The 14,024-nt window shown below is 25.9% G+C and carries 13 protein-coding genes; all 13 read right to left on the bottom strand.

The window, feature by feature from the left end:
- Nucleotides 1-242: 242 nt before the first annotated feature.
- Nucleotides 243-440 (bottom strand): hypothetical protein, encoded by a 198-nt coding sequence (locus SCITRI_RS00350; protein WP_071890446.1) that lies wholly within the window; start codon nucleotides 438-440, stop codon nucleotides 243-245.
- Nucleotides 441-514: 74 nt separating this feature from the next.
- Nucleotides 515-889 (bottom strand): hypothetical protein, encoded by a 375-nt coding sequence (locus SCITRI_RS00345; RefSeq protein WP_071890443.1) that lies wholly within the window; start codon nucleotides 887-889, stop codon nucleotides 515-517.
- Nucleotides 890-1,071: 182 nt separating this feature from the next.
- Nucleotides 1,072-1,665 carry a hypothetical protein gene (locus tag SCITRI_RS00340; RefSeq protein ID WP_071890439.1) on the bottom strand — a complete coding sequence of 198 codons (594 nt, stop codon included), beginning with the start codon at nucleotides 1,663-1,665 and terminating at the stop codon, nucleotides 1,072-1,074.
- Entirely contained in the window at nucleotides 1,626-2,372 is a 747-nt protein-coding gene (locus tag SCITRI_RS00335; protein ID WP_071890436.1) for a hypothetical protein, read from the bottom strand. The genes SCITRI_RS00340 and SCITRI_RS00335 overlap by 40 nt, the downstream gene beginning before the upstream one ends.
- Nucleotides 2,373-2,766: 394 nt before the next feature.
- Complete coding sequence (locus tag SCITRI_RS09725) at nucleotides 2,767-2,934, bottom strand: hypothetical protein (RefSeq protein WP_155522067.1); 168 nt, start codon at nucleotides 2,932-2,934, stop codon at nucleotides 2,767-2,769.
- Nucleotides 2,935-3,382: 448 nt separating this feature from the next.
- A complete protein-coding gene (locus SCITRI_RS09720; protein ID WP_155522066.1) occupies nucleotides 3,383-3,535 on the bottom strand; it encodes a hypothetical protein in 153 nt (50 codons plus the stop codon).
- Between the two features lie 14 nt (nucleotides 3,536-3,549).
- A complete protein-coding gene (locus SCITRI_RS00330) occupies nucleotides 3,550-3,852 on the bottom strand; it encodes a hypothetical protein (protein ID WP_071890433.1) in 303 nt (100 codons plus the stop codon).
- A gap of 347 nt (nucleotides 3,853-4,199) precedes the next feature.
- A complete protein-coding gene (locus SCITRI_RS00325; protein WP_071890431.1) occupies nucleotides 4,200-4,649 on the bottom strand; it encodes a hypothetical protein in 450 nt (149 codons plus the stop codon).
- 101 nt (nucleotides 4,650-4,750) lie between these two features.
- Nucleotides 4,751-5,665 (bottom strand): ABC transporter permease, encoded by a 915-nt coding sequence (locus SCITRI_RS00320; protein WP_071890427.1) that lies wholly within the window; start codon nucleotides 5,663-5,665, stop codon nucleotides 4,751-4,753.
- Nucleotides 5,665-7,824, bottom strand: coding sequence for an ABC transporter permease subunit (locus SCITRI_RS00315; RefSeq protein ID WP_071890426.1), 2,160 nt, complete (start codon nucleotides 7,822-7,824; stop codon nucleotides 5,665-5,667). Before SCITRI_RS00315 ends, SCITRI_RS00320 begins: the two co-directional genes overlap by 1 nt.
- Entirely contained in the window at nucleotides 7,808-9,373 is a 1,566-nt protein-coding gene (locus SCITRI_RS00310) for an ABC transporter ATP-binding protein (protein WP_071890423.1), read from the bottom strand. Before SCITRI_RS00310 ends, SCITRI_RS00315 begins: the two co-directional genes overlap by 17 nt.
- An 18-nt stretch (nucleotides 9,374-9,391) precedes the next feature.
- Nucleotides 9,392-10,795, bottom strand: coding sequence for a BMP family ABC transporter substrate-binding protein (locus tag SCITRI_RS00305; protein ID WP_071890421.1), 1,404 nt, complete (start codon nucleotides 10,793-10,795; stop codon nucleotides 9,392-9,394).
- 242 nt (nucleotides 10,796-11,037) lie between these two features.
- Nucleotides 11,038-14,010: a hypothetical protein gene (locus tag SCITRI_RS00300; RefSeq protein WP_071890416.1), complete on the bottom strand. Its 2,973-nt coding sequence runs from the start codon at nucleotides 14,008-14,010 to the stop codon at nucleotides 11,038-11,040.
- Between the last annotated feature and the right edge of the window lie 14 nt (nucleotides 14,011-14,024).

The raw sequence follows: 14,024 nt of genomic DNA, 5'->3' as shown, positions 1-14,024 counted from the left end.
ATTATCTTTATTTTTATTAAAATCTGTTTTATTTAATGGTTTTTCATACGGATTTCACATTAATTTTAAGATTTTTGTTATTTCGTAATTAGATAAAGTATTGCAATTAATTTTTCCTTTATATAATTTATTTTCTAAAAATAATATTTTTTCATTTAAATCTTTTTGACTATTTCCATATATAAAAATAAAAAAACATTTTTCAGTTTTAATTTCATCGTTTATTTTAATTAATTCTTTTTTTAAAAAAAGGCAATATTATTTTTAATTTGTTTTGTAATTTTTACAAATTGATTAAAACTAATTTCTTTGTTTTTATAACGAATTTGCGTTTTATTAATTTGTTTTTGTAAATATTTAATGTTGTCATCAAAATTTAATGGTAATTCTAACTTTAAAAAAGTTATTGGAAAATTAGCAAATTTAAAAACATCTTGCAAGTCTCGTAATCTTAATATTTGCTCTTCGCCACTTAATAAAGTGATATCGAATCCCTTTATTTTAATTGCTCCAATTAAAGTTTTTTTAAAGTACCCTTTAAAATTACGTGTGTTGCAATATAATTATCATCAATAACTTTATTATATGGCACCAGTAAAATAGTTTTGTTTTTACTATATTTCTTATAACTAAATAGGAAATTTATTTTATAATACAAGTATTGTCATCTTTTTAAATTAGTCTTTTTATTTGTAATAATTAGTGGTAAGCTAATTAAAATCATGATTGATGATGATAATAATTTTATTCATAGTTTTCATTGAAAACCAAATATAAACATAATTGTTAATCCAACTCAAGCAGCAATTATCAAAACATCTGTTATTGTTATATTGCGTCAAAAACGATATTTAGCGTCTTTTATTTTTTTTGGTATTACATTTTTCATCTTCTGCACCTCTTTCTTTTAAAAACTATTTTTATATTTAAAATAATTATTTTATAAAGGATATATGAGATTATATATAAAATTTATATAATATAACTTTTTCATTGATAATTTGCCCCTTAAAATGCGTAATAAGGATATTAATATGAAAGGGGAATAAATAGATATTATTTATTGTTTTTTTATTTTTTTATTTTTACTTTTTTATTTTCTATTTTTCCACCAATTTTTTTATTTAATTGATTTTTAATGATAATTCAAGTTATAAAACCACCAATTATCCCACAACTAATCAAAGTCATAAAAAATAAATTAACTGGTTTTTTAAAAAACTTTTTGCATCCTGTTTCATTATTTCCATTAGGATTATTGGGATCGGGTAGTTTGTTTGGTTTTTCTGGTTTATTTGGATTATTATTCTCTTCATTCCCATTATTTTCTTTATTTCCATTTGATCTATTAGGAATGTTCGGTATTATTCCCTCTGTTGGGGGAATTTCATTTGGTTTGTTGGGGGAATTTTCTGTTATTGGGTTGTTTATTAAATTATATAAAACATTCCCAACTGCTTTTAAACTATTATTCAAAGCATAAATAGTAATTTTTAGCTCACTATATTTATTTTCTTGAATTTTTTTCATAAATTCCTGTAATTCATTATCATTAATATTAATCTTTTGCCCATTTAATCCTTGTAATGATATTTGATAATCAATATCTTGTTTCAAGATTTCATCTAATTTATTAATTTTAAAACCTTGCTTAATATATTTCATAATATAATTATTAAAAATATCATTTTTTTATCTTTAAAATTATATTCTTGATTTTGATATTTAATTTTACTTAAATCAATTACTTTATTTTCATCATAATTTAAGTTATTAATAACTTTAAATTGGTTTGTTTCACCAAATAACAACATTGATGTATTTAGTGCTTTGATTTTTAGCATTATTTCTTTTGTTTGTTCTTGTTGATTAGTTATTAATTGGTTTAAATCATCATCAGTTAATTTCTGTCATTTGTTATTTTTATATATTTGAATAATATAATCTTTATTTATTTCTTTTCAAACAAAGTTTTCAATTTTATTTCTAATAGTTTTCATATCTTTGGCATTCATTTTCAAAGCACTAATATTTAAATCATTTAATGCTTTAAAATTATTGATGCTTTCATTAACCGCTAAATGATTACGAATATCTGAAACATAATCTCGTCAATATGATAAAACCGCTTCATAAGTTAATTTTGATAAATCATTATCTGAATTTCACTTTTTATAGTTAATCATATAATTTTTTAAATGTTTTCCTTGTGTTGTATTTCAAAAATCACTAGCATTTTGGTTATTAACTGAATTTAAAAAATATCCATAATTTGAACTTTTATTTTTATCAACATAAATAAATTTGTGTTGATAAAATGGTGTTTGTGTATTTCCGTTTAAATCATTAAAGCGTTTTTGTTGAATATTCATCAATATCTTTTATATAATTTATTATTCCGCTTGATCAACAATATCCCGTTCAATATTGTTCTAAACCAAATTTACATCAAAAGTTTTCTTTTTCTTCATGATCGGTATTTTTTTGAAATTAAATCCGTTATTTTATAATGATCTTTTATATTATCTGAATCTTTTATAACTAAATACATGTTTTATCCTCCTTACTAGGTAATGTGTCATATTTTAAGTTATCTTTAAAACAAATAATTTCAGTAAATTCTTTCAAATCAAAACTATCTTTTGAACAATTTTGGCAATAACTATCGTCATTAATATTTAATTTAAAATTATCTGATAAATAATCACAATCATTACATATTTTTTGATAATAAAAATCTTCTTTATATAATTGTTGTTGTTTTAATTATTCAATTTCACTGCCTAAATTTTGATTAAAATTATGTGCCATATATATTTGTTGTTTAAAACTATTAATTTCTTTATCTTTTTCAGCAAGTTCTTTTTTAATTTTTTCATTTTCTTCTTTAAGTTTGTTAAATTTAATTGATTCTGAATTATAATTATCACCCATAAATAATTATTAAGTGTTTGATTTAATTGTTCTTCATTTTTATAATCATAAACTCTTTTAAAATATCTAAATATTTCATATTAACTTAAATATTTTGATAATATGTTTCATTCTTTATATTGCTTTTTATCAAACATATTAAATTTTCTCCAAATTTTCTAATATTTCACAACATTTTAAATAACTAAGCGATCATCTAAAAACTTAAATAAAAAACAAAATAAAATAAGAGTCACAAACAAACATATTTATCTATTTTTTCTTTTTAAAAATATATGGGTTTTTTGCAAAAATACAATAAACATTTGTGCATCATAAATGTTTATTATCACCTTCTATTTTTGATCTACATTTAGGACAACTTTTCCTCATTATTTTTATCTCCTTTCTTTTTTATTTATCAAAAATAAAAAACCAACTAATTTTAATAAATAGTTGGTTTAATTTTTTATCGTATTTGATTTAAAATATTTTCAATATTATTAACTTTATCAATTAAAGCTTCCATAATTTGTTCTAAATTGTTTAAATTGTTTTCTGTTGTTGTTTTAATCTCGTTAATTAACTCGCTAATTGTATTTTTGATATTATTTTCAACCATATAATTTCTCCTTTCTAATTTTTGATATTAATAATTCATCTTTTATTTTTCTTAAAAATTAATTTTTTAATAATTTGGTGATTATTTTTGCATTGTAAAGTCAAAAATCAAAGATTATAACTTATTTTTTGTTTGTTAATAAATTCTAATCTTGCTAAACAATGCCGAGCATACTTTTTACAATATCATCCACCTTTTTTGTTTTTGGTTAATTTTGTAAAGTACTCATTGATATAACACTGACATTTATTAATTAATACTGTCTTATTTGCTAATTTAATTTTTAACTCTTTTCAACAGAGTTCTTTTAAAGACACTTTCAAATCCTCCTTATAAATAGTAAGATTTCTAAATTTTTTTATTGTGGAACACTTAGCCTTCAACGATTGCAGGTTAAAGATTTATCCCCAAACCACAATAACTCTTTTATATTGCCTAAAAGAATTGGCTCCATTATGTCGTAGCGGTACGGTCACTCCTATATTGTTTATCCTCGCTTGCTTGGTTTTACGACTTTCCAAGTAGGAGAGTTTTATTTGGTTGGTTTTGCTGTTATTTTTTAAAACTAAGCAAGGTTAACGACAATTTTAACCTAATTAAAAAAGATAGAATTTTATATCTATCTTTTTCTTATTTTTTGGAAATTTTATACCAACCGAATATTTTACGCGGTCATAAATTTATCTTCTTCTTCAAGATGATATAATGGTTTTTTCTCTAAAGTATTAAAATAATTTTGATATGTTTCACTAATTTTAACAGTTAATTTTTGAAATATTTCCTTAAATTCATTTTGAAACTTTCTTAATCCTAAATTAATCTGATCATTTGAACGGTCAAGAACAAGTGACTGATTATGTTGATTAACTAAATTATAAAACTGATTTAATTCTGGAAATTCGTTTGAATTTTTAATATTTCCATCGTTATCATAATTTGTTATCTCATTACTAACATCACTGGCAATTTTCATCCAAATTAACATATCATTTTGTAAATTTGAATTACTATAATTAGCATCACGATATTTGATCATTCGACAACTTGTAATTTTGCTAGTTATTCCAGTGATAAATAATACGACAACACTAAAAATAATGAATAGTTTTTTCATAAATAGTTTTTCCCCTTATTTTTTACAGAATATATCCTCAGAATACATTAATTATAAAAAAATAAGAAAATGTAAATAAAAACAACCAATATCGGTTGTTTTTATCGTAATGATTTATCAAATGGGATTCCGGATGCTTTTGGTACTTTCGAATATTTCGAGAAAATAACCATTGTTACTAATGCAAAGACAAATGGTAAAATTTTTAATAATTGATTTGATGGATACGCAATATTTCAACCAGCAAAACGTCATAATGTTCCTGCTAAAGCAATTAAAAAACTAAATAAAACTGCTCCTAATGTAATATATTGAATTCGTCATTGTCCAAAAATCATAATTGCCAAAGCAATATATCCTTGTCCTTGAACATCACCACGAAATTGTCCAGAAACATAATGGGTAAACATTGCCCCTGCTAGTCCTGCTAAACATCCAGAAATAATAACTGCCTTATATCTTATTTTAATTACATTAATTCCCGCTGCATCAACTGCATTAGGATTCTCACCACACCCAACATAACGTAATCCTGTTTTTGTAAATCTAAAGAAAACAAAGGTAAAAACTGCTAAAGCAATTGCAATAATTAAGAAAATATTAATAATTTGATATGAATCAATCCCAATTGTACTAAAGTCTGTTTTAATCATATTTCCAGCTGCTAAGGATGGAATACTAACAAAAAATAATCCAATTCCAGTTGCTAATAAATTTAACGCCGTTCCAGAAATTACTTGTTGTGCTTTTAAAGTAATTGAAGCAAAACCATGTAATAAGGCAAAGGTTCCACCACAAATTGCGGCAATTAATAAAGCAATAATCTGCATTCCATTACCATATTGTGATAATACTTTTCCAAGCAACGCATAGACTAATGCACCAACGATCATCATTCCGTCAATAGCAATATTAACAACTCCTGCTCGTTCTGAATACAAACCCGCCATTGCGGCAATTAATAATACAGCAAAAAGAACTGACCCATTAGCAAATAATTGTGAAACTGCTTCCATTATTTTTTTCCTCCTTTTTGCACTTGATAAGTGGCATTTTGACGATGATATTCTGCTTTTAAAATTTTATTATCTTCTGAAACAACTTTTCTAATATGCTTTAATTTTTGATTTAATTCATTTTTTCACTGTGGCATCTTTGTTTTATGTTTTTTACGCATAACTTGATATTCAATATTAAATTGTTGTTTCATCTCTTTTAATTGCAGTTTTAAATTTTGTTTTAACAGTGCCACTTCTTGTTGAACCCTAACATCTCCTTTTATTTGACAATTAATCACTCTTAATTCCCGTTTAATTTTTTTCTTGCTTTGATAATTTGTTATTCTAAATTGATACATTTCATGACGTTGTTGGCGCTTTAATGCTTTAATTTCTTGATTTAATTTTTTAGTAATCATTGCTTCTTTTTTTTGCAATGTTTTAAAATCATTTAAATATTTTTGTTGAATTTGATTAAAAACAGGATAATAACTTTCACGCAATTTTTTAATAGCTTCCTCTTGATTTAGCACTAAGTCAACATATTGTGACTGTAAATGTGCTAATTTAGCATACAATTCTTTTTTTGGCAAATTATAAAACTGTGATAATTCTTGTTTTGCTTGTCCTTTTACTTTCCATACTGCTTGATAATAATTATTTTTTAAAAAACTAATTTTTTGTTTTTTTAATAAATATTCATTTTTTACTTGTACAAAATGATCTAATGCCGAACCAAGGGCAATAAATGTTGCTAATTTATATTTTGTTTTAAGACCACATTGTCCAATTTTTGTTGCTTCTTTATATTTTAAATTTTCAAAAAAACGAATTTCTGTTTTTAAAGTGGTAATTTTTCCAGCATATAAAGTCAATTGATCATTAATTTCATTCCGATATGCTTTAATTTCTTCTTTAGTTCCTTGTTTTTTTAATTCTTGCATTTTAATTCGATACATTTTATTTGTATTCTTAATTTGTTTTTGATAATCCTTTATTTGTGCTTGATATTTATTATATTCTTGCTTTCATCCTACATTGTGTTGAATATTTCATCAACGACGCAATCAAAAGATTGGTTTAAAATAAATAAATAAAGTAGAAATTGCAGTCATATAAATAATAATTCCAAAAATCAATTGACCCATCTGTTTTGACATTTGAAAATCAGGTAATTGCGTTGCTTGCAAAGCAGCTGTTTTAATAATTCCTCATAGTAAAGCAATTGGTAAAATAGCAAACCCATTTGTAAAAGCAACTAATGCAACAGCAATTGCATCAAATCCAACAACTGGTAATGCATCTGTTGTAAATTGTAATACTGTTGATTGCGTCATATAATATAACATTCCTAAAACGCCAGCTAAAGCACCTGATAGTGCCATTGAAACAATAGTATATGCTTTGACATTTGTTCCAGCATATAAAGAAGCATTTTTTGATTTTCCAACTGCTTTAATTCGAAACCCTAAAACAGTATAATTCATAATAAAAACAATTATTCCTAATAGTAACATTGCAATAATAAACGGAATAATTCACAGTTGTCCATTCAATACTAAATTAAAATTTGGGGCTGTTGTCACAATATCAATTGTTGAATTTTGATTTGAATTTCACATTCCATGCGCTGGATTCATAAACATTCATTTCATAACATATCAAACAATTCAATTTAGCATAATTGTTGAAACAACTTCATGAATATTAAAATAAGCTTTTAATGCTCCTGCAATTGTTGCTAACGCTGCACCAGCAATAATTGAAATAAATAATGCTCCAATTACACCAGTACCTTGACTAATTGCTGGGTTTTTTAAACCTAAAACAATTGTCATACTACCCGCTAATAACATTTGGCCAGGAACACCGATATTAAATAGTCCGGCTTTAAAACCAACCGCAACAGCTAATCCTGCAACAATATAAATTGCTCAATAAGTTAATGTTGAATCTTTTAATAATGGGTGAAAAGCTAACCGAAAAACATAACTAAAAAATAATAATGGATCTGATGCATTTGCACCAATAATAATAAAACTAAGAAAAACTCCTGCAATAATTGCACAAATAGATGCTTTAAAATAATTCATTTTAGTTTTAAATTCATTTGAACAAAAGAAAATTCTTGTTTTTTGTTTTAATAATCACCCATAATTTTTAATTTGTGTTTGCATTAATTTTTATTCCTTTCTTTTGATATCTTCCTGCCATCATTAAACCAATTTCCTCACGTTTAACTTTATTGCCAGCAACTTCACCAGTAATGCGTCCATTATGTAAAACAACAATGCGATCTGCTAAACTCATAATTTCTTCTAATTCATATGAAACTAATAAGACTGCTTTCCCCTGTGCTTTTTCTTCTAAAATTTTATTATGAATATATTCAATTGCCCCAACATCTAAGCCTCTTGTTGGTTGGACAACAACTAAAATATTATGTTGCCGTGATAACTCTCGCCCAATAATTAATTTTTGCTGATTACCTCCTGATAAACTACGTGTAACAGCAAATCCAGAATTTGCACCTCGCACGTCATATTTATTAACAATTTGTTGAGCATATAACTGAATTGCTCCTTTATCTAATAAACCACAATTTGAAAATGGCTTTTGATTAATATTTTGTAAAACAACATTATCAATTGCATTAAATTCTAAGATTAAGCCATATTTATGACGATCCTCAGGAATATGGGACATTCCATTTTGATAGCGCTCATAAATACTTTTTTTGGTTACATTAATATCATTAAAAATTATTTTCCCCGAGGTTCCTTTTTCTAATCCGGTTAAGACATTCACTAATTCGGTCTGTCCATTTTCTTCTACTCCAGCAATTGCAACAATTTCTCCCGCATGAACGGTTAAATTAAAATCATCTAAAGCCATCAAACGAGTTAGACCTTTTTTTTTCACTGATAAGTTTTCAATTCTTAATAAAACATCTTCTTGTGGTGCTTGCCCTGAATTTTTAATTTCAACTAAATTACGTCCAACCATTGCTTCAGCAATTTCTTTTTCATTTTTATCTTGCACATTAAAAGTTTCAACAACTTTTCCACGCCGAATAACCGTTGCTCGATCAGCAATTTTTTTCACCTCATCTAATTTATGGGAGATAAAAATAATCGTTTTCCCATCTTTTTTTAAAGCTAGCATAATATTCAATAAACCTTCAATTTCTTGTGGGGTTAGCACAGCTGTTGGTTCATCAAAAACTAAAATATCTGCTCCACGATACAAAATTTTTAAAATTTCAACCCGTTGTTGCATTCCAACTGAAATGTTTGCAATTTTTGAACCAAAATCAACTTGCAAATTATATTTAATTGCAATTTGAGCAATATCACGGGCTTCTTTTGAACGATCTAAAAATACTTTCCCTTTTAGCTGTTCATATCCTAACGTAATGTTATCAAGTACAGTAAAAATATCAACTAATTTAAAATGTTGATGAACCATACCAATCCGTAATTTATTTGCTTTAATAGGATTATTAATATATTCTGGTTTTCCATTAATAAGGATTTCTCCTTTTGTTGGTTCATACAAACCAAATAAAATACTCATTAATGTTGATTTTCCTGCTCCATTTTCTCCAATTAAAGCATGAATTTCTCCTTTTTTAACTTTTAAGGTAATATCATCATTTGCAATTAAATCACCAAAAACTTTAGTAATATTATTCATTTCAATTACATATTCATTATTATTTTTCATATATTATGTCCTTTCCTTCTATTGCAAAGCAGCCTCAATTGCATCTAAAATATAAGCTTTCAATCTATCACTATTTTGATATGTATTTAATAATGTTGTTGTAAATACTTTCGCTGCAACAGGAGGGATATCACCAATTCCTCGTGAATAAACATCTTGTAATACTTTAATGATCTTATCAAATGCTGTATCCTTTGTTAAATTATCAGTTTTATTATGAATAAAGTTAACAGTATTTTCATTAATTGACTTTGTTGTTTCAATCCCTGTTCAAGTTGGATGTTGTACTGATGATTGGTCAGTATTAATTCAACATTCCGATGTTACTTTATTATTATCTCAAGTATTGCTATTAGATTGATAGCCACATTTATCCGAATAAATATTTTGTAGAGCTTCTTGGGTTGAGGTTACAATTTCTTTTAAAGCACTTGTTACAATTATGTCTTCTCCATAAATTTTAGATTGTTCTGTATCCACACCAATAACTTTAGCTGGTGATTTATTATATTTAATTCGGTCAATAGTATCTTGGGTTTGTAGACCTGCAACAGGGAAAATAATGCTTGCTCTGCGAGAAAGTAATTCATCTGAAATATCTTTCCCATGTCCAACTTCAAATGATTGTGAAAATCATGATTCATTATTTTTTATAACATTTTGTACTTTTTCAACTTTTTGTAAAGAAGTTATTGCTGGATTCATTTTTTGAACTTGTGCTAAAATATCTGCTCTAATTTTAAATAAGTTTGGAAAATTGTTGTTACTAATGATTGTATTAAAAACATCAGCAGCTACTAAAAAACCTCACATATAATTTGAAACAGCACCAGGATTATCCATTCCACCATATGTAGATATTTTTAAACCCGAAGGATATTTACTTTGATTAGCATTTAATCATAATGCTGCTGCAATTCCCGCAAAAAAACCAGAGGATTCAGCTTCATAACTTATTCCAACAACATTTGTTGCTAAGGGTTTTTTGGGGTCCATTCCTAAATGAATATTTTGACTACTTCCATCAATATAAATTAAATTATCAGCTAATTCAGCGGCTCATCCAATTGTATTACCATGAACAAAACCTGGTATAATTAATGTTTTTGCTCCGGCAATATATGCTGTTAAATAAGCTGTTTTAAAGTCAGATGGTGTATGACTTGCTGGTTCATAATAACTAGCTCGATAACGACTTGTTTTTCAATTTGATGGTAAAATTTCTTTATCTTTTTGTGAAACAACATATTTACTTGCTCCATCTCATGCTGATTCATTAAAAGATGCATCGGTCACAATACCAGCATTGGTAATAACTCAAATATTACTATCGAAATAATATTTTTTGGCACATGCAACAAGAAAAAGGCTCGAACCATTTAGCAAAGTTGCTGCTACAAAAACACTGAACAATTTTCTCATTGTTTATTTCCTCTCATTTACTATTAATTATTATTCAGCAATTGAATATTTCCTTTCATACTTAAATTATTATGTTTAATGTCCTAACAATGAAATATCTCATTGCTAGTCTATTTTTAACATATTTTTAAACGAATGAAAAGAAAAACTACTTTCTAAATAAAAAAAGTTAAATTTAATTAACCTAAATTTAACTTTTTTAATAAAATTATTTACAATGTTAATCAACAAAATAATAATTTTTATTTGTTATTTTTTTTACAAAATGGACAATTTGTTTCAAAAGGAATATCTTGTTTAGTATATTTGGAAATATTATGTAAATTAAGGTGATTATAGTCAGCAAATTGATTATTATTTACACTTATTTCTTCTTGAGATGAACTACCATTTTTAGTTCGATAATAATTACCTAAGCCATATGAACTTTCACTAGAATTAGCAACTCCATATGTATTAGAATATCCTTTTTTATTATATAAATTATAACGTGTTGATACTAAATTAATATCACTAATTTGAGGATAAAATTGATCAATCGGTACAACACCATGATGTTTAATATGTTTTTTAGTTTCAACATCTTTAATTTTTTTTGCAAAATCAGCTGATTTTGTTTCTAATGATTCTACTTTTAAAGTTAAAGTTTTTAAGTGCTCTTGTACTTCTCCTAATGTTTTTGTGTGTGCTGTATGCAAGTTAATTGAATCTTTAATTAATCCTTCAATTTTTTCAAAACGACATTCAAAATCATTTGGCATAACTTGTTGTAATGGTGGTGCTTGTTCCTTTAATACTGGTTCTTCTGCAAACACTGTTTCTTTAATAGGTTCTGGTTTTTGCTGATTAAAGTATTCAATTACTTCATCATCCAAATTTGAAAAATCACCATTCATAATTTTATCATCTAATTCATCTAAACTATATGACACTTCTTCTTTTAAAATTGGCTTAATTTCTAATTGTAGCGTTTCATTTATTTCACTTGAGACAACATCATGCAATAATTGACTTTGATAAGTTTCTTCTTTATTTTCATTTGATTCATCTGTCTTAACTTCTAATTGATTTGTTGCTTCAGCATTTGTTGTAAGTATTTCTGCAAGTGTACTATCTTCTGTTTTTCTTAAAATAATATTTTCTTTTTCATTCATTGGAATATTAAATATATCTGTTGCCATATTGTTTGCTAATGCTGTATCTAGTGGGTCAGGAGTTAATTCTAAATTAATTGCATCAGTTTTTAACTCATTTTCTGGTTTTATTTCATCTTCAACTAACTCTGCCAAATTGTTTTCTATTTGTTCTTCTGTTTGTTGCTCAACTGATAGTTCTGAAAGGTCATTTTTTTCAGAAGGTTTTATTTCATCATCATAATTATTTTCATTTACAACTGAATTAATTTCATCATTATGCTCAACTTGTGAATCATCTAACCCTACTAGTTCAGCAAAAGGATAATCATAATTATCTGAAACATTATCTGTCTTTGATTCTTCATCATCTGATGTTTTAATATCAGGTAATAATTCTCCTTTTAATTTATCAATATTATGGTCAGATGGAATAAAAATAATTCCTGTACGTTGTATTTCTTGGTTTTCTAGTTTAATATTTTTGTTCATAATTTCTATCTCTTTTTTTGTTTTATCATTATCTACAACATTATTAAAAGTATTAATTTCTAAACTAATATTTTCTGATGATTCATTAAACTTCTCATCAATATTAATGTTGTCATTCAAGACATTATCAATTACATTACTATCTGTTGCTAAAATTTGGTCATTAAGAAAATCAACTGTGGCTTGCGAATTATTACTAAATATTTCAGCAATACGCATTAATTTTAATTCATGCTCTGGTCCTAACTTCAATTTTTTTACTAATCCATTTGCTTGTTTAGCAAGGACATTATAAATTTTAGCTTTCTTTTTAATAAATTTAGGTTTTACTTCTGCTATTTCTACTTCTTCTTCTACCATTTGTTTGATATTAAGAGCCTGTTGCTGCATTTCACTTCATTTATCATAAAGTCTCTTATAAAGTCTCTTTTCTTTTCTTGTCATTGTTTTGTCTGCTGCTCATGATGAATTTAAAAATTCATCATCTAAAAAAGAAAAATTTAGTTTTTCATCTTCTGATTCATTAAAATCATTATTTTCGTTTACAGCCGTTTTATCAACAAAACCTTTAATATCAGCATTGAACTTATAATCATCATTTGATTTGGTATCCAAGAATGGAAGAGGGATTTCCGCAACTGTTTCACCTTGTGAGTCTTCATCATTTGATGAATTTTGCTCTTCTAATTGTTCTAATTCCAATTTTGATGTTTCCTGTTGCTCAACTTCATTAACAACTGGTGGTTTTGATAATTCTTTAGACTCGTTTTGCTTTAAATTAGTTTCCGTTGTATTTAATTTTGTTTCAAAAACCGCTGGTTTTGGTGGATTTGTCATAGTTTGTGTCATATTATTAATTAAATTTGCTAATTCATGTTCATCAACATCATTTTTATCAGAATTAAATAAATTATTTAATTCATTTGATAAAAAAAATGAATTTGATTTTTGATGAGATAATTTTTTACTATCATCCTCTCTTACGTAATCATTGTTTTTGAAATTTCTTTCGGTTTCTCCGATCCCTGCGATAGTCGCGTCAACTCCCAAAGTTACGCTTCCATGATACTTTCCCTCTTTATTTACCTCTCTTTCAAGTTTTTTATCTTGGTGGTAAATAACAATCATATTTCGTTCTTCAACAAAATTTTGTAAAAACTCAACATCAAATAATGATGATTCAATGAATAATAAACCAATAAACATTAATGCTGCTAATATTAATACTGCTACTTTCCCATAAATTAGTGCTGCAATAATTAATGTAACAAAGATCATTTTAATATATGGTTTTGCAATTAATTGCCCTTTTTTAACACGATGCAGTTGAACTGATACTAATGTAATAACCAATAATGCAACAAAAATTGTTAAAGCAATAATTGTATATCCTCAAATATCTCCTGTTAAATAACTTAAAATTTGTTCTTGTTTAAAAATTGATTTTTGGAAAATATCATTCATTGAATTTAAAATTGATGGAAGCGCAACAGATTGCATTACCAAAAGGTTTAAAATAGCAATAAAAATTTGAACTATCGCTCCAATTATCATTAGGCTTCACCCTAATGTTACTAAAAACACAAACATTTTAATTATCCTCC

It is taken from the genome of Spiroplasma citri, assembly GCF_001886855.1.
GTDB classification, from domain to species: Bacteria; Bacillota_I; Bacilli_A; order Mycoplasmatales; family Mycoplasmataceae; genus Spiroplasma; species Spiroplasma citri.
This window is presented reverse-complemented; position numbering and strand designations above follow the sequence as displayed.